This is a genomic window from Roseococcus sp. GW821-FHT12F05 (assembly GCF_058806835.1).
The window spans coordinates 346,934-368,802 of record NZ_JBXAQB010000002.1 but is presented as its reverse complement, the minus strand read 5'-3'; the positions used below and the strand labels follow the sequence as shown (position 1 = coordinate 368,802).

Below are 21,869 nucleotides of genomic sequence, written 5' to 3'. Positions count from 1 at the left end.
GTGCTGCGCGCCGCCACGCAGCTCCGCCGCGGCGTCGCGGCGGTGGCGGCGTTCATGGCCTGGGTCGCGGGCTGGAACTACGTCGCCTGCGCCATCTTCATCACGGGCGACATCGTCGGCCGCAACGTCTTCGGCGTGTCCTCGGCGGCGACGGTGGAGATCACCGGCTATATGCTGGCCTGCGGCATCGCCTGGGCGCTGGCGCACACGCTGGCCTGCCGGGCGCATATCCGCGTGGACGTGCTGGTGACGCGGCTGCCCGTGGCGTGGCGGGCGCCGTTGCATCTCTTCTCGCTGATCCTGCTGGCGGTCTTCGCGGCCTTCGCCGCCTGGGCCGCCTATCAGCTCTACGACGAGAGCGCGCTCTTCGATGCGCATGACAATTCCGCGCTGCGCATCCCGATGGTGATCCCGCAGGGCATCTGGCTCGCCGGGCTGGTCGCCTTCCTGGTCATGACCCTCGTGCTGCTGCTGGAGAGCCTGTGCGCCCTGCTGGCGGGCCAGCCCGCGCATCTCGATCGGCTGCTCGGCTCGCGCAGCATCGACGATGAGGCGGAGGAGGCACTGGAGGCCGTCGCCATGGCGCGGGAGGGTGCCTCCACTTGATCGCCATCGCTTTCCTGCTGGGGTTGCTCGGCGTTGTCATCTTCGCCGCGGCCTCCGGGGCGCAGGCCCTGCCGATCGCCGAGATCCTGATGCTGATCGGCGTCTTCGTGCTGTTCTTCGGCTCGGGCGTCTACATCGCGGCCGTGCTGGGCATCCTGGCTTTCCTGACCGGCTTCCTGTTCAGCGACCGTCCCTGGTGGAATTTTGCGGGCCAGACGCTCTGGGGGCCGTCGTCGAACTTCGTGCTGGTGGCGGTGCCGCTCTTCCTGCTGATGGGCGAGATTCTTTTACGCGCGGGACTTTCCGACCGCCTGTACCGCGCACTCAACGTCTGGCTGAACCGGCTGCCGGGCGGACTGCTGCACACCAACATCGTGAGCTGCGCGGTGTTCAGCGCCATCAGCGGATCGAGCGTGGCGACGGCGGCCACCATGGGCTCGGTCGCGCTGCCCTTCTTCCAGGGCACTAAGTACAACCAGCGCTGGGTGCTGGGCTCGCTGGCGGCCGGCGGCGCGCTGGGCAATCTGATCCCGCCGGGCATCACCTTCATTATCTACGGGCTGATCACCGAAACGTCGGTGGGCGCGCTCTACATCGCGGCGCTGCTGCCCTCGGTGCTGGTGACGGGCCTCTTCCTGGCGTTGATCGCCTGGCACGGCATCCGCAACCCCATGGACAAGCCGCCGCCGCTGCCGCTGGCCATGAAGCTGCGCGCGCTGGTGGACCTGGTGCCGACGATCCTTCTGATCGTGCTCGTGCTCGGCTCCATCTATGCCGGCTGGGCCACGCCGACCGAGGCCGCGGCGCTGGGCGTCACCGGCTCCATGTTCTTCGCGGCCATCGAGCGCAAGCTGACCTTCCGCATGCTGCACGCCTCGGCCGAGGCGACGGCGCGTAACACGGCGCTGCTCGGCCTGATCATCTTCGGCGCCTATCTGCTGAACTACATCCTCACCACCATCAACGTGCCCCAGGCGCTGGCGCATCTCATCGCCGACCTGCCGCTGCCGCCCTGGGCGATCATGCTCTGCATCATCGGGCTCTATTTCGCGCTCGGCACCTTCATGGAGGGCTTCTCCATGATCATCACCACGGTGCCGGTGATCTTCCCGGTCGTGGTGGCGCTGGGCTACGATCCCATCTGGTTCGGCGTGATCGTGACCATGCTCGTCGAGATCGCGCAGATCAGCCCGCCGGATGGGACCGTGATGTACGTGCTGCAAGGCATGCGCCCCAAGGCGGGCCCGATCACCGACGTCTTCGTGGGCGTCATGCCCTTCCTCCTCGTCTATCTCGGCGCGGTGATCCTGATGCTGATCTTCCCGGAGATCGCGCTCTGGCTGCCGCGCGTGATGTCCTGATTTACTGGAACTGACTCCATGGAACAGCGCCCGGTCCGCATCGCCGTCGACATCGGCGGGACCTTCACCGATCTTCAGATCCTCGATGCCCGGCAGGGCCGCGTCGTCGCCTGGAAGACTCCCACCACGCCGGCCGATCCCTCCGAGGGCCTGCTGATCGGCGTGCGCGAGGCGGCGGAGCGCTTCGGCTTCGCGCTGGCCGATGTGGGCCTGATCCTGCATGGCACCACCATCGCGACCAACGCGGTGCTGGAGCGCAAGCTGGCGCGCGGCGTGCTGCTGACCACGGCCGGCTTTGAGGACGTGCTGGAAATCACGCGCCATTTCCGCCGCGACCTCTACGGCCTGGCGCCGGACCCGTTCCCCTGCCTGATCGAGCGTGACCTGCGCTTCGGCGTGCCGGAACGTGTGCGGGCCGACGGCAGCGTGGAGAAGCCCCTCGGCGATCTCGCGCCGGTGCTGGAGAAGCTGAAGGCCGCGAAGCCCGAAGCCATCGCCGTCGGCCTGCTGCACGCCTATGCGAATCCGGATCATGAACTGGCGCTGCGCGATGCGGTGACGGCCGCGCTGCCCGGCATCCCCGTCAGCCTCTCCTCCGAGATCAGCCCCGAGATCCGCGAGTACGAGCGCCTCTCCACGACCGTGCTGAACGCGGTGCTGATGCCGGTGGTGCAGAACTACCTCGCGCGGCTGGAGGCGCGGCTGGGCGAGGGTGGCTTCTCGCCGCGCATTTTTCTCGTGCAGTCCAATGGCGGCATGTGCAGCCTCGCGCGTGCGGCGGCGCAGCCGGCGCGGCTGCTTCTCTCCGGTCCTTCCGGCGGGGCGCTCGCCGCCGAACGCCTCTCGCGCCGGTTGAACCGTCCGAACCTCGTCGCCGTCGACATGGGCGGCACCAGCTTCGACGTGAGTGTGGTGCAGGATCATCGTATCGGTCTCGTGACCCAGGGCGAGGTGGATCGCCTGCCGGTGCGCCTGCCCATGGTGGAGATGCGGACCATCGGCGCCGGCGGCGGCTCCATCGCGGCCGTCGATGCCTCGGGCCGCCTCACCGCCGGCCCGCGCAGCGCGGGCGCGCGGCCCGGGCCGGTCTGCTACGGCCGTGGCGGCACGCTGCCGACCGTGACCGATGCCAACGCCGTGCTGGGCCGCCTCGATCCGGACTTCTTCCTCGGCGGCGCCATGGCGCTCGACATCGGTGCCGCGCGCAACGCCATGGCCGAGCATGTCGGCGCGCCGCTGGCCCTGAACGTCGAGGCCGCGGCCGAGGGCGTGCTGCGCGTGACCAACGTGCAGCTGGCCTCGGCCGTGCGCCTCTCGCTCTTCGAGAAGGGCCTCGATCCGCGCGAGTTTTCCCTCCTCTCCTTCGGCGGCGCCGGCGGCCTGCACGCGACGGATGTGGCGGACGAGCTCGGCATCGGCGAGGTCATCTTCCCGCGCGAGCCCGGCACACTCTCCGCCTACGGCATCCTCTTCTCCGAGCTGGTGCAGGACCTCGCGCGCTCGCGCCTGTTGCGTGCCGATCCGGACGCCCTGCCCGAGATCGAGGCCGCCATCGCGACGCTGAGCGACGAAGCCATCGCCCGCCTCGTCGCCGACGGCGTGCCCGAGGATCAGCGCGCCACCGAGATCTCCGCCGACCTGCGCTATCACGGCCAGGCCTTCGAGCTGCTGGTCCCCTGGCCCGAGGCGCCCGACCTGCCGGCGCTCCTCGCGCGCTTCCACGAGACGCATCGCGCCCGCTTCTCCTACGCCGCCGAGGACGAGAAGGTGGAGATCGTGACGCTCCGCATGTCGGCGATCGGCCGCCTGCCCAAGCCCGCGGAGACCTCCGGAACCTCCGCCGACAAGCCCGCGATACCAGGCTCGCGCAAGGTCTCGCAGGGCGGCGTCGCCGCGCCCTGGCCCGTCTGGCGCCGCGAGGCGCTGCATGCGCAGGACGTCATCCAGGGCCCCGCGATCGTGGAGGAAGCCTTCGCCACCCACGTCATCTCTGCCGGATGGCAGGCGAAGCTCGATCCCGAAGGCGCGCTCATCGCACGGAGGACTGCCTGATGCTCGGACCCATCGAGATCGAGGTCATCCGCAACGCGCTCAACGCCGCGGCGGCCGAGATGGACGTCACCGTCTGGCGCACCAGCCGCAGCACCATCGTGCGCGAGCTGCTGGACTACTCCACCGCCGTCTTCGACGCGCAGGGCTGGAATCTCGCGCAATCCGCGCGCATTCCCGGCCACCTCAACTCGATGAGCCACGCGCTGCGCGAGATACTCGCCAACTTCGTATCGCCGGCCGAGTGGCATGAGGGCGACGTCGTCATCACCAACGACCCCTACTGCGGCGGTCAGCACCTGCCCGACATCATTGCCTACAAGCCTGTCTTCCATGAGGGCCGGCGCATCGCCTTCGTCGGCACGCTCTGCCACCACATCGATGTGGGCGGCCTCGCAGCCGGCAGCTACGCGGCCAAGGCCACCGAGATCTTCCAGGAAGGCCTACGCATTCCGCCGCTGAAGATCCTCGACAAGGGCGTCCGCAACGACGGTGTCTGGGCGATGATCCGCCAGAACATCCGCAAGCCGGACCTGCTGCTGGGCGATCTCTCCTCGCAGCTCGCGAGTCTCGATGTCGGCGCCGCCGCGCTGCTGCGTCTGGCCCGCCGCTTCGGCTCCGGTGCCATGCTGGAAGCCGGCGACCGCATCCTCGCCATGAGCGAGGCCGGCATGCGCGCCGCCATCGCCCGCATGCCCGATGGCACCTACGAGTTCACCGATTTTCTCGACGATGACGGCATCGACATCGGCGTGCCAATCCGCCTGCACGTCGCCGTCACCATCAAGGGCGACGAGGCCTCGGTGGACCTCTCCGGCTGCGGCCCGCAGGTGGCCGGCCCGACCAATGCGACGCTCGCCAGCACCAACGCTGCCGTGATGTTCGCGCTGATGTGCTGCGCTGATTCCTCGCTGCACATGAGCGCCGGCTGCTACCGCCCCATCACCGTCATCGCGCCGGAGGGGCTGGTGGTGAACGCGCGCCATCCCGCGCCCGTTGCGCATCGAGTCGCGGTGACGCACCGGCTGCTCAATGCGATGAACGGCGCGCTGCACCAGGCGGTGCCGGACCTCATCCCCGCCGCCTATTACGGCAACAGCTACGTCACCACCTTCCAGACCGTCGCCGAGACGCGGGAGGTGCTGGTGGAGATCGAAATCGGCGGCTCCGGCGCGCATCCGAAGAAGGACGGCGTGAACGCCTATGCCAGCGGCATGCACAACAACAGCAACATCCCCATCGAGATGATCGAGGCGCAACTGCCGCTGACCATCCTCCGCTACGGCCTGCGCGAGGGCAGCGGCGGCGAGGGCAGGTACCGCGGTGGACTCGGCCTCGCGCGCGAGTGGCGCATCGACAGTCCGCGCTGCTTCTTCACCAGCAACATGGACCGCTTCGACCATCCGCCCTACGGCCTCGCCGGCGGTGGTGCTGCCGAGGTCGGCGCGCTGGTGCTGCGGCGCGACGGCGTGGAGACGCCCATCCCGCCCAAGACCGACAACCTTCCGCTGCGCCAGGGCGACGTGGTGCGGCTGGAAACCTCGGGCGGCGGCGGCTTCGGGCCCGCGGCCGATCGCGTGCCGGCTGCCAAGGCGCATGACGAGGTGATGGGCTACCTGTGAGCTTCGACCCGAAGCAGCACCGCCTCGCGCCGCAGCGCTGGTTCGAGGATTTTTTGCTCGGTGAGGCTTTTCGGCTCCCCAGCCGGACCATGACGGAGGCGATCTTCCTCGCCTTCCAGGCGGCTTCCGGCGACAACCATCCCGTCCACTACGACGTCGAGTTCTGCCGCGCCCGAGGCATGCCGCACATGCTGGCACATGGCTTTCAGGTGCTGATCCAGACGGCGGCCGGCGCGGGCCTGCTGCCCTTCCTCATGGAGGACAGCCTCAAGGGATTCCTGGAGCAGTCCAGTAAATTCCTGCATCCGGTCTTTGTCGGCGACACGCTCTACGCGACTTTGACCGTCGACGAACTGACGCCCGGCCGCACGACGGGCGTGCTCGGCCTCACCTCCACGGTGCACAATCAGGAGGGCGTCCTCGTGATGGAGGGCCGACAGCGCTACCTTCTCCGGAAGCGTCCCAGCGATTGACCCCGGCGTTCCTGCGCGACACCCTTCCATCATAAATCATGGAGGGGAGCAGGGATGGCCAAGCAGTTGCGTGTCGCAGTGCTGGGAGCGGGCACCATGGGCCATGCGCTGGCGCTGGTCTTCGCCATGGGGGGCCATCGCGTCCGTCTGACCGATTCCGACCCTGCCACGCTCGTCCGCGCGCAGGGCCTGATGGAGAAGGCGCTCGCCACTCTGGAAGAGGTCGGCGAGGCGCCCAAAGGCTGGGGCAGCGCCCAACTCGCCCAGGCCTGCACGCGCCACGCCACACTGGAGGAATGCGTCGATGGCGCGGAACTGATCGTCGAGGCCATCGTGGAGAATCCCGAGGCTAAGACGGAGCTCTACAAGCGCCTCGACACCTGTGCGCCAGCCGACGCCATCTGGGCCAGCAACACCAGCTACCTCGACGTCTTTCCGCTCATCCCGCCGACGCGGCTGAAGCGCGCGCTGATCGCGCATTGGTACACGCCGCCCTACCTGGTCGATCTCGTGGACCTGGTGCCGAACGCCGAGACCGATGAAGCCGTGCTGCAGGAGGTGAAGTCCGTCGTGGAGGCGATGGGCAAGGTGCCGATCGTGATGCGGAAATTCATCTCGGGCTATGTCGCGAACCGCATCCAGGCGGCGGTGCAGGCCGAGGTGCAGTTCCTCATCGACAACGGTTACGCCACCGCGCAGGAGATCGACGCCGCCGTCATCCATGGCATCGGCCTGCGCCTGCAGATCATCGGCGTCATGGCCAAGGCTGATTTCACGGGATTGCGCATGCTGCAGCACGCCTTCCGCAACGGCACCTACGTGCCGCCACCGCCCGGCACGAGCCCCAGCCTGGATGCGCTGGTCGCCAAGGGCGAGGCGGGCGTCTTCGACGGCAAGGGCTATTACGACTGGGGCGGCAAACCGCCCGCCGAGCTCTTCGAGGAGCGCGACCGCCGCCTTATCCACCTCAAGCAGGCGCTGCGCGGCATCGGCTTCATGGCTGGCTTCGACGTGAAGGCAAACGACGCATGATCCGCTACGAACTCAAGGGCAAGACCGCGATTGTCACGGGCGGTGCCTCGGGCATTGGCCTCGCCACCGTGCGCATGCTGGCCCGGAACGGCTGCAAGGTAGCGATCAACCATCTCGCCGACGACCCGCGCGGGCCGGAGCAGGTGGAGGTGCTGAAGGCCGAGGGCTTCGATGTGATCTCCGCCTCGGGCAATGTCGGCGATGCGGCAGATGGGCCGCGGATGATCGAGCAGGCGGTGAAGGATCTCGGCCGGCTCGACTTCCTCGTGAACAATGCCGGCACGCCCGGCACGCGCACCTCCATCAAGCCGACGGAGCTCGATCGCCTCACCGAGGAGCTGTGGGAAGCGGTCGTTCAGGTGAATCTGCTTGGCGTCTTCCGCTGCTCGAAGGCGGCCGCGCCGCATCTGAAGAAGACGGGCGGCGCGCTCGTCTCCGTCGCGTCCATCGCCGGCATCGATGCGCCCGGTTCGTCCATGGCCTATGGCGCGACCAAGGCCGGAGTGATCTCGCTGACCAAGAACCTCGCACGCGCCCTTGGCCCGGAGGCCCGGGCGAACGCCATCGCGCCCGGCGCCGTGAACTCCACCTGGATGATCGAGTGGACCAACGAGCAGCGCGCCAGCTCCATCGACCAGGCCCTCCTGAAGCGCCGCTGCGAGCCGGAGGACCTGGCCGAGGTGATGGTCTTCCTGCTCGCCGGCGCCGCCATGGTCACCGGCCAGACCATCATCGTGGATGGCGGCCTCACGCTGAACTGAAGCGGGATGACCGAAGGCACGCCGGCGCCGCAGGTGTGAATCCCGCGACTCAATCAGTCCACCGCGACGAAGGCCTCGATCTCCAGCAGGAAATCCGGCACGGGCAGTGCCGCCACCACGCTCGTCGTGCGGGCGGGCAGGTGATCGGCCGGGAAGGCCGTGGCGTAGAGCCGGTTCATCTCCGGAACATCCGTCGCGCGGACGAGCAGCACACTGGTCTTGAGGATACACGTCATGTCCGCGCCCGCATCGGCGAGAACCGCCTTGAGATTCTCGATCACCTGCGTGAACTGCGCGGCGAAATCGCCGCGCGCGATGTGGCCCTTGATATCCACCGGCCCGAGGCCGGAGACATAGAGCGTCCCGCCATGGCGCACGGCCATCGAGAAGGGCGGGAACGGTCGCCCGCCCTTCGGCGTCGCGTAGCGTGTGATCTGTGGCATGCGTGCCTCCTTGTCGCACCGAAATCCTGGCCTATCCTGCCGCTTTCGCGAAGGAGCTCGGCATGGCGCAGGTGGATACCGATCGGTTTGTGAAGGATCTCAACGAGCTCAGGAAGATCGGCGAGTTCAAGACCGGCGTGCACCGCCCGACCTTCTCGGATGTCGACATGCAGAGCCGCTACTGGCTCATGGATCGCATGAAGGAATGCGGGCTGGAGCCGACCATCGACGGCATCGGCAATGTCTTCGGCCGGCATCCCGGCCCGGGCCCGCATCTGCTCGTCGGCAGCCATATCGAGAGCCAGAACGAGGCCGGCTGGCTGGATGGTGCGCTCGGCGTGATGTCGGGCGTGGCGCTGGCCCGTTCCGGCCTGCCCGTGGATGTCGTCGCCTTCGCCGATGAGGAGGGGCACTACGGCAGCTTCATCGGCAGCCGCTCGCTCATCGGCCTGCTGGACGAGGCCGAGATCGACACGCTCACCAACCGTTACCACGGCAAGCCGCTGCGCCAGGCGCTGAAGGAGGCCGGCCTCGAGGGCAAGCCGCGCCTGCGCCTCGATCCCGCCCGCTACAAGGGCTTCTTCGAGATGCATATCGAGCAGGGGACGCAGCTCGAATCCCAGGGCCTGCGCTCGGGCGTCGTGACCGGCATCGTCGCCATCTGGCAGTTCCGCATCAACATCGAGGGCATGCAGGACCATGCCGGCGGCACCACCATGGCCGAGCGCAAGGATGCCGGCCTCACCGCCGTGCGCATGCTGGCGCGCATCGACCGCGAATTCCCCATGCTCTGCGGCCCGCGCACGGTCTGGACCTGCGGGCGCATCGCGCTCGATCCCGGCGCGCCGTCGATCATTCCGGGCAAGGCGGAAGTGCTCTTCCAGTTCCGCGACATCAGCGAGGAGGTGCTGGGCCGTCTGGAGGCCTGCCTGCGCTCCATCGTGCAGGAAATGAACCGCACCGAGCGCACCGTTTCCACCGTCGAGGTGATGAGCCGGAGCAAGCCCGCCCCCTGCGACCCCGCGATGCAGGCCGCGCTCGCCGACGCCGCGACCAAGCATGCCAACGGCCAGTGGCAGCATATGCCTAGCGGTGCAGGACACGACGCGCAGTACATGGCGCGCGTGATGCCGGCGGCGATGCTCTTCACGCCCTCGATCAACGGCATCAGCCACCATTGGGCCGAGGACACGAAGGAGGAGGATCTGGCGCTGAACATCCGCATCCTCGCCGATGCCGCGGAGGCCTTCCTTCGTGGTTGAGGTCGACACCGCGCGCTTCCTCGCCGATCTCCATGAGCTCAGGAAGATCGGCGAGTTCAAGACGGGCGTGCACCGCCCGACCTACACGCCGCAGGACATGGAAAGCCGCCGCTGGCTCATGAATCGCATGGCGGAGGTGGGGCTGGAACCGAGCATCGACGGAATCGGCAACGTGCTGGGCCGCCATCCGGGCGAGGGGCCACGCCTGCTCGTCGGCAGCCATATCGAGACGCAGAACGAGGCCGGTTGGCTGGATGGCGCGCTCGGTGTCCTCGCCGGCCTCGCGCTGGCGCGGGCGGGGCTTCCGGTGGATGTCGTGGCCTTCGCCGACGAGGAAGCGCATTTCGGCAGCTTCCTCGGCAGCCGCAGCATGATCGGCAAGGTCGACGAGGCGGAGCTCGACGCTGCGAAGCATTTCCAGACGGGCCAGCCGCTGCGGGAGGCGTTGAAGGATGCCGGCCTGACAGGCATCCCGCGCGCCCGCCTCGATCCCGCTCGCTACAAGGGCTTCTTCGAGCTCCACATCGAGCAGGGGACGCAGTTGGAGAGTGCCGGGCTGCGCAGTGGCGTGGTGACGGGCATCGCGGGCGTCGCGATCTGGCGCATCACCTGCATCGGCAATCAGGACCACACCGGCGGCACCACCATGGCCGAGCGCAAGGATGCCGTGGTGGCCGCCATGCGCGTGCTGGCCATGATCGACGAGCGCTTCCCCATGGTCGCGGGGCCGCGATCGGTCTGGACCTGCGCCCGCATCGCCATCGAGCCCAATTCGCCGCATGTCATTCCCGGCCGGGCGGAGCTGACCTTCCAGTTCCGCGATGTGGACGAGGGGCTGATGGACCGCATGTCCGAGGTGGTGATCGCCATCGTGCGCGAGGTGGATCGCCGCGACCGCTGCAGCGTCACCATCGAGCAGGTGAGCCGCTCGGCGGCCGCGCTCAGCACGCCGGCGATGCGGTCCGCGCTGGAAAGCGCGGCGGCGAAGCACGCCAACGGCCAGTGGCAGCCGATGCCGAGCGGGGCGATCCACGACGCGCAGCACATGGCGCGGGTGATGCCGATGGCGATGCTCTTCACCCCGTCCATCGGCGGCATCAGCCACCATTGGAGCGAGGACACCAAGGAAGAGGATCTCGTGCTGGCCATCCGCATCCTCGCGGATGCGGCGGAGGACTATCTCAGGACTTAGCGGCCAGATGGGCACGCCAGCCGCCGCGCGCAGTGATCTCCGGCGCGCCCGCCACGCCCTCGCTCTCGGCGACGAAGCCGAGCACCGTGGTGCCATCCGAGAGGGTCACGCGGCCGAAGCCGAGCGGCGGGGGGATCTCGGCCAGGAAGGGGCCGATCTTCGCCGTCGGCAGCGCCCAGACCTCGCCGAGGATGGAGGCGCCGCCCTCGGCCGCGCGAATCATGCCCGGCCGGTTGCCGAGGTCGAAGAGCCGGTAGCTAGATACCGTGCTGGCCGCCCGCAGGAAGCGCCCGCCATAGCCGCGCACCTGCCCGTTCAGCGGCAGGCCCGACATGTGCGCGCCGATGCAGAACAGGGCCAGCTCGTCGGCGGCCAGCGTGGCCGGCGGCAAGGCAGGGGGCGCGCCGAGCCCGGCCGCCGCGTGCATGGCGGCGCCGATGCCGGCGAGACGGCCCTCGCTGAAGGCCGGGCCCACCAGCGTCACCCCGGCCGGCACGCCGTCCGCGCGGAAACCGGAAGGGATCGCCAGCGCCGCCAGATCGCAGAGGTTCACGAAATTCGTGTAGGTGCCGAGCCGGCTGTTCGCGGCGACTGGCTCGGCCAGCAGCGTGGCGACGGTCGGCACGCCCGGGCAGGTCGGCAGCAGCAGCGCATCGCAGCCCGCGAAAAGCTTTCGGGCCAGCAGTCGTGCCTCGGCGACGGCATGAAAATCGTCGAAGGCGTCGACCGTCTTGCGGTCCAGCCCGCTCTCCAGGATGCCGCGCGTCACGGGGTGCAGCGAGGCGGGCCTTTGCAGCACCATCTCGCGCACGGCCGAGGTCCGTTCCGCCACCCAGGCGCCGTCGTAGAGCCGCTTCGCGACCCCCAGGAAGGGCGCGATGTCCACGCGCGTGACGGTGGCGCCCATCGCCTCGGCGCGCGCCACCGCGCCGGCGAAGAGCGCGGCATCGTCCGGTGTGTCGAAGACGAGCTGTCCGGCCTCCGGCACGGCGAGGCGCAGCGCCGGCGGCGCGGCTTCCATCACGCGCCAGGACGGCGGCGCCGCGCGACTATAGGGATCGGCCGCGTCCGGCCCGGCTGCGACGGCCAGAACGGCGCTCGCTTCGGCGACGCTGCGCGCGAAGATGGAGATGCAGTCCAGCGAGCGGCAGGCCGGCACCGTGCCGCGCGTCGGGATCAGTCCCAGGCTCGGTTTCAGCCCCACCAGGTTCTGTGCCGCCGCCGGCACGCGGCCGGAGCCGGCCGTGTCCGTGCCCAGGCTGAAGGCGGCGATCCCCGCCGCCACCGCCGTCGCCGAGCCGCTCGACGAGCCGCCGGGGATCAGGTCGGCGCGGATCGCGTTGCGCGGCGTGCCGTAGGGGCTGCGTGTGCCGTTCAGCCCGGCCGCGAACTGGTCCAGATTCACCTTGCCCAGCAGCAGCGCGCCCGCCGCCAGCAGCCGCGCGACGGCCGGCGAGTCCTCTTCCGGCAAGTAGCGGTAGTCCGGGCAGGCCGATGTCGTCGGCAGGCCTGCCGCGTCGATATTGTCCTTCACCACGAAGGGCACGCCATGCAGCGGCCCCTGCGGCAAGGCGGCGGCGCGCGCCAGAAGCTCCTCGCTCGGCACCTGCGCGATGAACAGCGCCGGGTCGGCATAGGCCTCGATGCGGGCCAGCGCCTCCTCGGCCACCGCCACGGCCGATCCGCCGGCGGTGAAGAAGGCGGCCAGCGTGTCCAGGGTGAACGCGGCCGGTGGCGTCAAAGCAGCAGTTCCGCCGCCACCCGCAGCATGATGCCGCCCGGCTGCCGCAGCGCCTCGAGCACCCGGAAATGGTCGGCCCCCGGGATATGCAGCAGCGGTCCCGGCGCCTGGGCATCGGCGCGGAGCGCGTAGAACTCGCGCGACTGGCGGCACAGCTCCGGCAGCTCCGCGCCGCCATAGACGATGGCGATCGGCTTCTGCACCACCGGCCGCCGCATCGGCGAGAGCTCGACGATCTCCTCGTCGGTCAGCTTCAGCGCGGCGTTGAGATAGGTGTCGCGCACCGGGCCGAGCTCGTAGATGCCCGAGATCGCGATGGCCGCCGTGACAGCCGGATGCTCGGCGCCCAGCGCCGTCAGGTGGCCGCCCGCGCTCCAGCCGCTCAGCACGATCGGCCCGGCCAGCCCATGCTCGGCGCCGTGGGCGGAAAGCCAGTCCAGCGCCGCGTGGATCTGGTAGGCGATGCGCGTCATCGTGACTTCGGGGCAGAGGCTGTAGCCGCAGATGGCCACGTTCCACCCCATGGCGAGCGCGCCCTCGGCGAGGATGGCGAAATCCTCACGGCGGTTGCGTTGCCAGTAGCCGCCATGGATAAAGGCCAGCGTCGGCGCCTGCGGATCCTTGCCGGGATAGAGGTCCCACTGCTCGCGCTGGGATTCGCCGTAGGCCAGGTTCAGCGTGCCGGAAAATTTTCCCCGGAAAGGCGCGGAGGCGAGATTGCGCTCTTCCACCAGCTTCGGGCTGTCCGGCACGGCCGAGGAATTGTTGTACGCGTCGTCGCGCTCGCGCTGCGTATAGGCACCCCAATCCGGCTTCATGCGGCTTCCCACCATTCCAGAATCTCGCGGCCCTGAGCGAACACTGCCCCGGGCCGGCTGGCAATGGCGTCGAGCGTCGCTTCCAGCACGCCGATCCGGTGCGGCACGCCCGAGATATAGGGGTGCACAGCAAGGCCCATGACCTTGCAGCCCTCGGTCTGCGCCTCGTCCAGCAGCCGGTTGAGCTGGGCCATGGAGCGCTCCTGCAGCTCCGAGGCGCGATGGTGCTGCACCATGATCATGGGGATGTCGTTGAGCTCGACGGAATAGGGCATGGACCAGATGGGCCCATGCGCCGTCCGCACCGGCACCGGCACGTCGTCCACCACATAGTCGGCGCAGTAGCGGATGTCGTGCTCGGCGAGGAGATCGGCCGTCTCCAGCGTCTGGGTCAGCCCCGGCCCGAGCCAGCCGGCCGGCGGCTTGCCCGTGAAGTGCGCGATGGTCTCCACTGTCTCGCGGATCATGGCGCGCTGGTCTTCGATCTGGTGTGTCGGGATCTGCTTGAACCCGTGCCCCATGAACTCCCAGCCAGCCTCGTGCGCGGCCTGGGCCACTGCCGGATAGGCATTGCAGACATTGCCGTTGATCGACAGCGTCGGCTTGATCCTGCGCGCCTGACACGCCTTCAGCATGCGCCAGAAGCCCACGCGCATGCCGTATTCGTGCCAGGCCCAGTTGGCGAGGTCCGGCACGACGGGCAGGTTGGTCGGCGCCGGCAGCACCTGGCGCGGCATGGGCCGCTCGATGCCCCATTCCTCGATGTTGATCACGAAGAAGACGAGCACCTTGGCGCCATTCGGCCCAGGGCGCGGCGCGCGGTCCCGCGGCGCCGCGTAGTCGATCCGATCCACGGGCTTCATCAGTGGTGTCCCAGCATCCCGGAAAAGTGGCGCCGCAGCGCGTTGAAGTCCGGATCCGTCGGGTCGCGCGGGCGCGGCAGCTCCACCCGCTCGTCGGCCACGATGCGGCCCGGTCCCGGCGACATCACCACGATGCGGTCGGCGAGCAGGATCGCCTCCTCTATCGCGTGGGTGACGAAGATCACGGTGAGCTTGGTCCGCTCCCAGATCTCCAGCAGCTCCTGCTGGAGGTTGTCGCGCGTCATGGCATCGAGCGCGCCGAAGGGCTCGTCCATCAGCACGACCTCGGCCTCGTTGGCCAGCACACGCGCGATGGCGACGCGCTGCTTCATCCCGCCGGAGAGCTGGTGCGGATAGGCGTCGGCGAAGCGCGTCAGGCCCACCATGTCCACGAAGCGCTTGGTGGTTTCGGCGACCTCCGCCGAGGGCCGTCCGCGCGCCGCGGGTCCGAAGCCGACATTCTTCGAGACCGTCAGCCAGGGAAAGAGGCCATAGTCCTGAAACACCATGCCGCGATCCGGTCCCGGCGCGCCGATGGGCGAGTCCCACATGGCCAGCCGTCCCTCGCTCGGCGTCTCGAAGCCGCCGATCATGCGGAGCAGCGTGGACTTGCCGCAACCGGACGGCCCGATCAGGCAGACGAACTCGCCCTTGCGGATGGTGAGCGAGGCGTCCGAGAGCGCCACGATCTGCGTGCCCTGGAAGTCGAAGCGCTTCGTGACATGGGTGATGTCGAGGATGTTCAGCGTCTCAGCCATGCTGCGGGCTCCAGCGCAGCAGGCGCTTGCCCAGGAGCTGCACCAGGTAGTCCGAGACGTAGCCGAGCAGGCCGATGGTGATCATGCCGCTGATGACGATCTCCGTCCGCGAGAGCTGCCGAGCCTCCATGATGATGGCCCCCAGCCCGGTCTGTACGCCGGTCATCTCGCCCACCACGATCACCACCCAGGCGAAGCCGAGGCCCAGCCGCAGCCCCGTGAAGATTGAGGGCAGCGAGGCCGGCAGAACCACCTTCCAGAACAGCGCCGAGGGGCTCACCCCCAGCATGACCGCTGCCTCGAAGAGCCGCGGCTCCACGTTTCGCACGCCGAAGATCGTGTTCACCAGGATCGGGTAGAAGGCGCCCAGGAAGACCAGGAAGAAGGCCGAGGTCGGCCCAATGCCGAAGACGATCATCGCCAGCGGCAGCCAGGCCGTGACCGGGATGGGCCGCATGAGCTGCAGCGTCGGGTCCAGGGCTGCGCGCACCAGCGCCACGCGCCCGATCAGCATGCCCAGCGGCAGCGCGCAGGCCGCCGCCAGCAGGAAGCCGCCATAGACGCGGCTGACGCTCGCCACCGCGTGCTCCAGCAACGTGCCGGAATAGAGGTCGTCCCAGACGCCGCCGAAGGCGAGGTCCCAGAGCTGCTTGCCCACTTCCAGCGGCGGCGGGATCAGGCTGAAGGCTCGTCCCGAGGTCGTGACGTGCCAGAAGATCAGGAAGAGGACCGGCGCGCAGAGCGCCAGGATGACGTTCTGAGTGCCGACCCTCGAAAACCGCGCGCTCAAGCGGCGCGCGCCGCCTCGTCGGAGTAGCGCGTGTTGAAGAAGAGGTTGAAGTCCGGCACCGCGCGGATCTGCTGCAGCTCCAGCATGTGCTGGGCATAGGTGCGGCTGCGCTCGATCATGACAGGTGTCATCTGCCAGTTCAGGTCGACATTCTCGATGCTGATCTCCAGCGCAGGCCGCTGCATGCCGAGCTTCTGCACCGCCATCTCGATCGCGGCCGAGCGGTTGGACGAGGCGAAGACCGAGGCGCGCTTGTGCACGCCCATCATGGCCGCGCAGAGCTGCGGGTTGCGCTGCGCCGTCTCGTAATGCGTGGCGAAGACCATGTTCAGCGTGCCCATGGCGGTCGAGTACGGGAACTCCACCACCTTGCCGATGCCGGTCACCTGGCTGATGCCCGGGCCCGGCTCGGCGCCCACATAGGCGTCGATGTCGCCGCGGGCGAGCGCCGCGTGCATCTCGCTGAAGCTCACGCGGATGTTCGTGATGTCGCGGATGCTCATCCCCTCCATCCGCAGCCGCTCGCGGATGAAGACCTCCTGCGTCGAGCCCGGCCAGATGCCGACGCGCTTGCCGCGGAGGTCGGTGAGCGTGTTGATCGGCCCGTCCTTGCGCGCCACGACGGCCATGCCCTTGTCGCAGCAGGAGCCGATGACCGTCACCGGCTCGCGCGCCGCCGCGCCGAGGATGCCGGCCGCCACGCCGAAGGCGCCGAATTCCACGGAGCGCGTGACCACGGCGTTCTTGCCCTCGGTCGGGCTCTCGAAGGGAATGACCTCGACCGTCATGCCCTCGGGCATGAAGCGCTCGTAGAAGAAGGGGGTGATGGAGTGGATGAGGCGCAGCGCGCCCATCTTCACCCGCGTGCCCTGCGCCGCGACGATGGCCGGGTTGGCCAGCGAGGCGGCGGCGGTGGATGCGACAAGAAGCGTCCGGCGATCGAGGCTCATGGCACGCGTCTCCCTTGTTGATGGCGCACTCCGTTTTTGAGCGCGCCCTCTCGGCAAGCAAGGGGTCAGCGGCCGCATCCGGCGCCCCTCAGGCGCCGGACTGCCTCACCTCTGGGCTGCCCGCCCAAGGGCCGGGCAGCGGCGGCCTCAGCTGATGACGCGGATCGGTGCGCCCGCATTGAAGGCTTCGATGTTCTCCACCGCGCCTTTGAAATAGGCCCGGTAGTTGTCCTCGGTGGAGTAGCCGAGATGCGGCGTCAGCACCGTGTTCGGCGCCGAGAGGATCGGGTGGTCGGTGGGCAGCGGCTCGATATCGAAGACGTCGAGGCCCGCGCCGGCGATCCGGCCCTCCTTGAGCGCGGCGATCAGCGCGTCCTGGTCGACCAGCGGCCCGCGCGAGGTGTTTACCAGGAAGGCGGTGGGCTTCATCCGGGCCAGGTCCTCGGCGCCGACGATGCCGCGCGAGCGGTCGGAGAGGATGAGGTGCAGCGTCACCACGTCCGCCTCGGCGAAGAGCGTCGCCTTGTCGACGCGCGTGGCCCCATGCGCCGCGGCGGCCTCCTCGGTCAGGTTCTGGCTCCAAGCGATGACCTTCATGCCGAGCGCCTGGCCCACCTTGGCCGCGCCCCGGCCGAGATTGCCGAGCCCCACCACGCCGAGCGTCTTGCCCTCCAGCGTCGGGCCGATCTCCGTCTGCCAGCGCCCCGCGCGCAGCGCCGCCTCCTGCGAGGGGAATTTTCTCGCCAGCGAGAGGATCAGCCCCCAGGTGATCTCCACCGTCGGCGCGCCGAAGCTCGGCGTGCCGCAGAAGGTGATGCCGCGCTCGGCGCAGGCGGCCGCGTCCACGCCCCGATTGCGCCCGCCCGTCGTGATGAGGAGCTTCAGGTTCGGCAGCCGCTCGATCAGGCTGCGCGGGAAGGGTGTGCGCTCGCGCATGGCGAGGATGCCGTCGAAGGGCAGCAGCCGCTCCACCAGCCGGTCCTGGTCGGCGATGGTGTCGCGGAAGACGGTCTTCTTCAGGTCGCGCAGCCGATCCCAGGGACCGAGCTTCAGCGTGACGTCCTGGTAGTCGTCGAGGATGGCGAGGTGCTTGAGTTCAGGCATGTCGGTCTTCTCCCGGGTCAGCTGTTCAGGGCGCGAAGGGCGTTGAGAACGACAGCCGCGTCAATGCCCTGCTGCAAGAGGGCGCCCTCGACGGGCGCGAGATAGCCGAAGGCGGCGGCCAGCATGCCGAGCGCGGAAAGGCCGATGCCCGCCGTCGCGCTCTGCAGCGCGATGCCGCGCGCCCGCCGTGCCGCCCGGTGCGCCGGCACCAGCGGCGCCAGCCCCTCGGCGAGCAGCACTGCGTCCGCCGCCTGCGCCGCGGCCGCGCCGCGCGTGCCCACCGCGAGGCCCATGTCGGCGGCTGCGAGCGCCGGCGCGTCGTTCAGCCCGTCGCCCAGCATCAGCACCAGCCCGTGGCGTCGGGCCGCACGCACGAGCGCGACCTTGTCGGCCGGCGTCTGGCGCGCATGCGCCTCGTCCGCGCCGACATGGCGCGCCATGGCCTCGACCGGCTCGATCGCGTCGCCGGAGGCGAGGATGATGCGATGCACGCCGTCCCGGCGCAGGGCGGCGAGCACTTCCCGCGCTTCGGCGCGCGGCGGGTCGCGCAGCAGGAGCGTGGCGGCCGGCTTGCCGTCGACCGCCACGGCGCAGCGGATGGATCCCGGCGGGAATTCGGCGCCCGGGATGGGCAGGGCCTCTGCGCGGATCAGCTCCCTGACCCAGTCGATCCCGCCGACCGCGACGCGGTGCCCGGCGACGATGCCTTCCAGCCCCTCGCCGGGCACCTCGCGCACCGCCGTCGGCGTGTCGAGCGTCAATCCCCTTTCCTGGGCCGCAGCGACGATGGCGCGCGCCACAGGATGCTGCGTCGCCTGCTCGAGCGAGGCGGCGAGGCGCAGCACCTCCTCCTCGCCCGCCATCGCCGCGATGGCAGGCGAGCCGTGGGTGAGCGTGCCCGTCTTGTCCGTCACCAGCACGCGGATGCGCGCCAGCGTTTCCAGCACCGCGGCCGACTTCACGAGCATGCCCAGCTTCGCCGCGCGCGAGATGCCCGCGAGCAGCGCGACCGGCACGGCGAGGATCAGCGGGCAGGGGGTGGCGATGACCAGCACGGCGAGGGCGCGGCGCGCCTCGCCGGTCAGCGCCCAGGCGCCGCCCGCCAGCAGCAGCGTGACGAGAAGGAAGACGAGCGACCATTGGTCGGCGAGCCGGGCCATGGGCGCGCGGCTTTCCGAGGCCTCGCGCACCAGGCGCATGATCTGCGCGTAGGTGCTGGCCTCGGCGTCGGTCGTGGCGCGCAGGTCGAAGGCGTCGCCCGCATTGGCGCAGCCGGAGAGTAGCGTCTCCCCTGCCGTGCAGCGGCGCGGCATGGGCTCGCCGGTCAGCGCCGCCGTGTCCAGCACGGCGCCGGGCGAGGCGAGCTCGCCGTCCACCGGCAGCACGGCCCCGCGCGGGATGAGCAGCAGGTCGCCCGCCGCGATGCGCTCAATGGGGATCTCGGCGAGGCGGCCTGCCTCGTGGCGGACCACGGTGCGGGGCTGGCGCGCCATGAGCGCCGTCATCTCCGCGCCGGCGCGGCGGTGGGCATAGTCCTCCAGGAACTGTCCGATCGCGTACATCAGCCCGACGATATTGGCGGCCAGCGGTTCGCCGAGGCCGAGCCCCGCGGCCATGGCGAGGGCGGCGATGGTGTCCAGCCCCACCACCCCCTCGCGCAGGCTGCGCGCCATCTCGGCCACCAGCACCGCAAGCACGGGCAGGGTGCCGAGCGCAAGGGCTGGGGTCGCGTCACCGCCCAGCAGCCAGGCGACCAGCCCGCCCAGCAGGCCGAGCAGCGGGACGAGCAGCAGCGCGCGGCGATCGGCCAGCGCGCTCATCCCCCCAGCGCTTCCGCGGCCTTCCGCAGCGCCGCCGGCAGCGGCACGGTGCGGGACTGCTCGTCGCGCTTCACGTAGACATGGGTGAAGTGGCCTTCCGCGATGGCCTGGTCCTCGTCGTTGCGGAACAGGGCCAGCGCATAGGTGATGGAGGAGCCGCCGAGCCGCGTCACGCGCAGCCCGCCGGTGATCTCGTCCGGGAAGGCGGCGGGCGCGTGGTAGCGGCAGCCCGTCTCCACCACGAGGCCGACCTCCTGGCTCGTCTTCAGGTCCAGCACGCCGTTGGCGAGCAGGAAGCGCGCGACCAGCGTGTCGAAGAGGCTGTAGTGCTGGACGTTGTTCATGTGGCCGTAGACGTCGTTGTCCATCCAGCGCAGCGGCATGGCGAGGAACCAGCGGTAGTCGGTGCGCCGGCCGGGCGGCGCCCTCACGCCAGCGCCTCCTCGACCACCGCCTCGTCCACGCAGATCTCGAAGGCCGGGAGATGCGGCAGGGTCTTCGCCCGCAGCATGGCCTCGCCCAGCGCATCGAAGGCGGCGCGGGGGAAGCGCGGCCCGTCGCCCCAGAGCCCGACCTCCTGGTAGCGCGCGATGGCGCGGGTGCGGATATCGGGCAGGACATCCGGGAAATACGGCTCCAGCAGCGCCGCGACCTCCGCCGCCCCGGCGAGGGCCAGCCAGTCCAGGGTCTCGGAGACCGCGCGGACCATGCCGCGCATCGCCCCGCGCCGGTCGGTCAGGGTCTCCTGCCGGGCGTAGAGCGAGGAATAGGCCATCAGCCCCGCTTCCGCCTGGGCGTACCAGACGCTGGCGCCGGCCGCTTCGGCCTCTGCGGCGAAGGGCTCGAAGACCTGGATGGCATCGAGCGTTCCGTCCAGCAGCCGCGCCAGGTTCTGCGCCATGGTTCCGCCGGATCGGTCCTTGAGCTTCTGCCCGCCGGCCTTGGCCACGGCATCGGCGAGGCACCAGACCGGCGTGGGAACCTCCGTCACCAGGCCAAGCCGCATGAGGGGCAGTTCCGCCAGGTGCAGCCCCTCACGCGGCGCACGGCCCACCACCAGGAAGGGATCGCGCATGATCACCGCGCAGAAGGCCGTGATGGGCGAGGCCGGATCGGCCGCGCGGTGCTGCATCACGCGCATGGGCCCGCTCCAGGCCACGTCGGCCTTGCCGGAGAACACGGCCTCGGCGGCCAGCACGGTGGTGCCGGCGGTCTCCATCCGGACCTCCAACCCCTGGCGGGCGAAGGCGCCGCGGGCCTGGGCCAGGTAATAGGGCGCGTAGAAAAGGGCACGAAAGGGTTCGGCGAGGGTCACGATGTCCGTCATGCGGGCAGCATGAGGCCGATTCGGCGCGGATTCCACCCACCCGCCCGACAGTTGGGGCTTCGCTGGCGGGCCCGGGCCGGCTATCACGGTTCCTTCACCATTCCGTCCGGGAAGCCCCAGGAACCACATGTCAGCCACAGCGAGGCCTGCCTCGCCCCCCGAGACCTTCCGGCTCCGCGCGAGCAACTACAGCCTGCTCACGCTGCGCCTGCTGACCGGCGACGTCCAGGCGGTGCTGCCGGCGCTCGGCGACCAGTTCCGCAAGGCGCCCGGCTTCCTGCGCTTTGCCCCCATCGCCATCGGCCTCGACGATCTCGGCGGCGAGCAGGTGGATTTTCCCGCGCTCATCCAGGGGCTTCGGGCGCTGGAGATCCTGCCGATCGGCGTGGTCGGCGGCGCCCAGCCGCTGCGCGCGGCGGCCGCGGGCGCCGGCCTGCCCACGCTGCGCCCCGCCGGCCAGCGCGAGACCGAGGTCGAGGCGCCGTCGCCCGTGGGCGCGCCGCCCGTGAACATGACGCCCGCCCCGGCTCCCGAGCCGGTGCGCCCCGCCATGGCCCGCACCATGATGGTGACCCAGGCCGTCCGCGCCGGGCAGCGCATCTATGCCCAGGGCAGCGACCTCATCATCGTGGGCTCGGTGAATGCCGGCTCCGAGGTCATCGCCGACGGCAACATCCATATCTACGGCTCGCTCCGCGGCCGGGCCGTGGCCGGCGCGACCGAGGATGGCGAGGCGCGCATCTTCGCCCAGAACTTCGATCCGGAGCTGGTCGCCATCTCCGGCTTCTACGCGGTGCGCGAGGGCCTTTCCGCGACCCCCATCGGCCGCGGGGTGCAGGTGCGCCTCGACGGCGAGCAATTGCGGTTCGATCCCCTTGGGTGAGCCGGTGACCAACT

Annotated in this window: 21 protein-coding genes; 10 read left to right on the top strand and 11 right to left on the bottom strand. The window is 69.8% G+C overall.

Annotation, left to right across the window (positions count from 1 at the left end; translation table 11 throughout):
- The 7 genes from AC1ROY_RS06540 to AC1ROY_RS06510 are packed head-to-tail and all read left to right on the top strand — an operon-like array spanning nucleotide 1 to nucleotide 7,904.
- Nucleotides 1-606, top strand: coding sequence for a TRAP transporter small permease subunit (locus AC1ROY_RS06540; RefSeq protein WP_493147791.1), 606 nt, complete (start codon nucleotides 1-3; stop codon nucleotides 604-606).
- Complete coding sequence (locus AC1ROY_RS06535) at nucleotides 603-1,967, top strand: TRAP transporter large permease (RefSeq protein WP_493147790.1); 1,365 nt, start codon at nucleotides 603-605, stop codon at nucleotides 1,965-1,967. The genes AC1ROY_RS06540 and AC1ROY_RS06535 overlap by 4 nt, the downstream gene beginning before the upstream one ends.
- Nucleotides 1,968-1,985: 18 nt before the next feature.
- A complete protein-coding gene (locus tag AC1ROY_RS06530) occupies nucleotides 1,986-4,019 on the top strand; it encodes a hydantoinase/oxoprolinase family protein (protein ID WP_493147789.1) in 2,034 nt (677 codons plus the stop codon).
- On the top strand, nucleotides 4,019-5,638 hold the full coding sequence (locus tag AC1ROY_RS06525) for a hydantoinase B/oxoprolinase family protein (protein WP_493147788.1): 1,620 nt from the start codon (nucleotides 4,019-4,021) through the stop codon (nucleotides 5,636-5,638). Before AC1ROY_RS06530 ends, AC1ROY_RS06525 begins: the two co-directional genes overlap by 1 nt.
- Nucleotides 5,635-6,111 (top strand): MaoC family dehydratase, encoded by a 477-nt coding sequence (locus tag AC1ROY_RS06520; protein WP_493147787.1) that lies wholly within the window; start codon nucleotides 5,635-5,637, stop codon nucleotides 6,109-6,111. Before AC1ROY_RS06525 ends, AC1ROY_RS06520 begins: the two co-directional genes overlap by 4 nt.
- Before the next feature lie 54 nt (nucleotides 6,112-6,165).
- Entirely contained in the window at nucleotides 6,166-7,143 is a 978-nt protein-coding gene (locus AC1ROY_RS06515) for a 3-hydroxyacyl-CoA dehydrogenase family protein (protein ID WP_493147786.1), read from the top strand.
- The gene (locus AC1ROY_RS06510; protein WP_493147785.1) at nucleotides 7,140-7,904 is read left to right on the top strand and encodes an SDR family NAD(P)-dependent oxidoreductase; all 765 of its coding nucleotides are present in this window, start codon (nucleotides 7,140-7,142) and stop codon (nucleotides 7,902-7,904) included. Before AC1ROY_RS06515 ends, AC1ROY_RS06510 begins: the two co-directional genes overlap by 4 nt.
- Before the next feature lie 53 nt (nucleotides 7,905-7,957).
- Here AC1ROY_RS06510 and AC1ROY_RS06505 read toward each other — a convergent pair whose 3' ends face one another.
- Entirely contained in the window at nucleotides 7,958-8,347 is a 390-nt protein-coding gene (locus AC1ROY_RS06505) for a RidA family protein (protein ID WP_493147784.1), read from the bottom strand.
- Nucleotides 8,348-8,409: 62 nt separating this feature from the next.
- Here AC1ROY_RS06505 and AC1ROY_RS06500 point away from each other — a divergent pair, with 62 nt between their 5' ends.
- Nucleotides 8,410-9,609 carry a Zn-dependent hydrolase gene (locus tag AC1ROY_RS06500; RefSeq protein WP_493147783.1) on the top strand — a complete coding sequence of 400 codons (1,200 nt, stop codon included), beginning with the start codon at nucleotides 8,410-8,412 and terminating at the stop codon, nucleotides 9,607-9,609.
- On the top strand, nucleotides 9,602-10,801 hold the full coding sequence (locus AC1ROY_RS06495) for a Zn-dependent hydrolase (protein WP_493147782.1): 1,200 nt from the start codon (nucleotides 9,602-9,604) through the stop codon (nucleotides 10,799-10,801). The genes AC1ROY_RS06500 and AC1ROY_RS06495 overlap by 8 nt, the downstream gene beginning before the upstream one ends.
- Here AC1ROY_RS06495 and atzF read toward each other — a convergent pair.
- From atzF to AC1ROY_RS06445, 10 genes are all read right to left on the bottom strand, one after another.
- Nucleotides 10,791-12,542 (bottom strand): allophanate hydrolase, encoded by a 1,752-nt coding sequence (gene atzF / locus AC1ROY_RS06490; RefSeq protein ID WP_493147781.1) that lies wholly within the window; start codon nucleotides 12,540-12,542, stop codon nucleotides 10,791-10,793. The two genes, AC1ROY_RS06495 and atzF, sit on opposite strands and share 11 nt — an antisense overlap.
- Nucleotides 12,539-13,360, bottom strand: a complete 822-nt coding sequence (locus AC1ROY_RS06485) for an alpha/beta hydrolase (RefSeq protein ID WP_493147780.1) — start codon at nucleotides 13,358-13,360, stop codon at nucleotides 12,539-12,541. The genes atzF and AC1ROY_RS06485 overlap by 4 nt, the downstream gene beginning before the upstream one ends.
- Nucleotides 13,357-14,223 carry a polysaccharide deacetylase family protein gene (locus AC1ROY_RS06480; protein WP_493147779.1) on the bottom strand — a complete coding sequence of 289 codons (867 nt, stop codon included), beginning with the start codon at nucleotides 14,221-14,223 and terminating at the stop codon, nucleotides 13,357-13,359. The genes AC1ROY_RS06485 and AC1ROY_RS06480 overlap by 4 nt, the downstream gene beginning before the upstream one ends.
- Nucleotides 14,223-14,981 carry an ABC transporter ATP-binding protein gene (locus AC1ROY_RS06475; RefSeq protein WP_493147778.1) on the bottom strand — a complete coding sequence of 253 codons (759 nt, stop codon included), beginning with the start codon at nucleotides 14,979-14,981 and terminating at the stop codon, nucleotides 14,223-14,225. Before AC1ROY_RS06475 ends, AC1ROY_RS06480 begins: the two co-directional genes overlap by 1 nt.
- The gene (locus tag AC1ROY_RS06470) at nucleotides 14,974-15,771 is read right to left on the bottom strand and encodes an ABC transporter permease (RefSeq protein WP_493147777.1); all 798 of its coding nucleotides are present in this window, start codon (nucleotides 15,769-15,771) and stop codon (nucleotides 14,974-14,976) included. The genes AC1ROY_RS06475 and AC1ROY_RS06470 overlap by 8 nt, the downstream gene beginning before the upstream one ends.
- Nucleotides 15,768-16,721 carry an ABC transporter substrate-binding protein gene (locus AC1ROY_RS06465; protein WP_493147776.1) on the bottom strand — a complete coding sequence of 318 codons (954 nt, stop codon included), beginning with the start codon at nucleotides 16,719-16,721 and terminating at the stop codon, nucleotides 15,768-15,770. Before AC1ROY_RS06465 ends, AC1ROY_RS06470 begins: the two co-directional genes overlap by 4 nt.
- A gap of 147 nt (nucleotides 16,722-16,868) precedes the next feature.
- Nucleotides 16,869-17,825: a D-2-hydroxyacid dehydrogenase family protein gene (locus AC1ROY_RS06460; protein ID WP_493147775.1), complete on the bottom strand. Its 957-nt coding sequence runs from the start codon at nucleotides 17,823-17,825 to the stop codon at nucleotides 16,869-16,871.
- A gap of 17 nt (nucleotides 17,826-17,842) precedes the next feature.
- On the bottom strand, nucleotides 17,843-19,645 hold the full coding sequence (locus AC1ROY_RS06455; RefSeq protein ID WP_493147774.1) for a heavy metal translocating P-type ATPase: 1,803 nt from the start codon (nucleotides 19,643-19,645) through the stop codon (nucleotides 17,843-17,845).
- The gene (locus AC1ROY_RS06450) at nucleotides 19,642-20,076 is read right to left on the bottom strand and encodes an acyl-CoA thioesterase (RefSeq protein ID WP_493147773.1); all 435 of its coding nucleotides are present in this window, start codon (nucleotides 20,074-20,076) and stop codon (nucleotides 19,642-19,644) included. The genes AC1ROY_RS06455 and AC1ROY_RS06450 overlap by 4 nt, the downstream gene beginning before the upstream one ends.
- Nucleotides 20,073-20,972, bottom strand: coding sequence for an ABC transporter substrate-binding protein (locus tag AC1ROY_RS06445; protein WP_493147772.1), 900 nt, complete (start codon nucleotides 20,970-20,972; stop codon nucleotides 20,073-20,075). Before AC1ROY_RS06445 ends, AC1ROY_RS06450 begins: the two co-directional genes overlap by 4 nt.
- 127 nt (nucleotides 20,973-21,099) lie before the next feature.
- Between AC1ROY_RS06445 and minC the strand changes: the two genes are divergently transcribed.
- Nucleotides 21,100-21,855: a septum site-determining protein MinC gene (minC, locus tag AC1ROY_RS06440; protein ID WP_493147771.1), complete on the top strand. Its 756-nt coding sequence runs from the start codon at nucleotides 21,100-21,102 to the stop codon at nucleotides 21,853-21,855.
- Nucleotides 21,856-21,869: the final 14 nt, after the last annotated feature.

Excerpts from the sequence above, each read along its gene's own strand:
- AC1ROY_RS06530 (WP_493147789.1), top strand. The coding sequence starts at position 1,986 with ATGGAACAGCGCCCGGTCCGCATCGCCGTCGACATCGGCGGGACCTTC.
- AC1ROY_RS06525 (WP_493147788.1), top strand. The coding sequence starts at position 4,019 with ATGCTCGGACCCATCGAGATCGAGGTCATCCGCAACGCGCTCAACGCC.
- AC1ROY_RS06515 (WP_493147786.1), top strand. The coding sequence starts at position 6,166 with ATGGCCAAGCAGTTGCGTGTCGCAGTGCTGGGAGCGGGCACCATGGGC.
- AC1ROY_RS06510 (WP_493147785.1), top strand. The coding sequence starts at position 7,140 with ATGATCCGCTACGAACTCAAGGGCAAGACCGCGATTGTCACGGGCGGT.
- AC1ROY_RS06505 (WP_493147784.1), bottom strand. The coding sequence starts at position 8,347 with ATGCCACAGATCACACGCTACGCGACGCCGAAGGGCGGGCGACCGTTC.
- AC1ROY_RS06500 (WP_493147783.1), top strand. The coding sequence starts at position 8,410 with ATGGCGCAGGTGGATACCGATCGGTTTGTGAAGGATCTCAACGAGCTC.
- AC1ROY_RS06485 (WP_493147780.1), bottom strand. The coding sequence starts at position 13,360 with ATGAAGCCGGATTGGGGTGCCTATACGCAGCGCGAGCGCGACGACGCG.
- AC1ROY_RS06480 (WP_493147779.1), bottom strand. The coding sequence starts at position 14,223 with ATGAAGCCCGTGGATCGGATCGACTACGCGGCGCCGCGGGACCGCGCG.
- AC1ROY_RS06475 (WP_493147778.1), bottom strand. The coding sequence starts at position 14,981 with ATGGCTGAGACGCTGAACATCCTCGACATCACCCATGTCACGAAGCGC.
- AC1ROY_RS06465 (WP_493147776.1), bottom strand. The coding sequence starts at position 16,721 with ATGAGCCTCGATCGCCGGACGCTTCTTGTCGCATCCACCGCCGCCGCC.
- AC1ROY_RS06460 (WP_493147775.1), bottom strand. The coding sequence starts at position 17,825 with ATGCCTGAACTCAAGCACCTCGCCATCCTCGACGACTACCAGGACGTC.
- AC1ROY_RS06455 (WP_493147774.1), bottom strand. The coding sequence starts at position 19,645 with ATGAGCGCGCTGGCCGATCGCCGCGCGCTGCTGCTCGTCCCGCTGCTC.
- AC1ROY_RS06445 (WP_493147772.1), bottom strand. The coding sequence starts at position 20,972 with ATGACGGACATCGTGACCCTCGCCGAACCCTTTCGTGCCCTTTTCTAC.
- minC (WP_493147771.1), top strand. The coding sequence starts at position 21,100 with ATGTCAGCCACAGCGAGGCCTGCCTCGCCCCCCGAGACCTTCCGGCTC.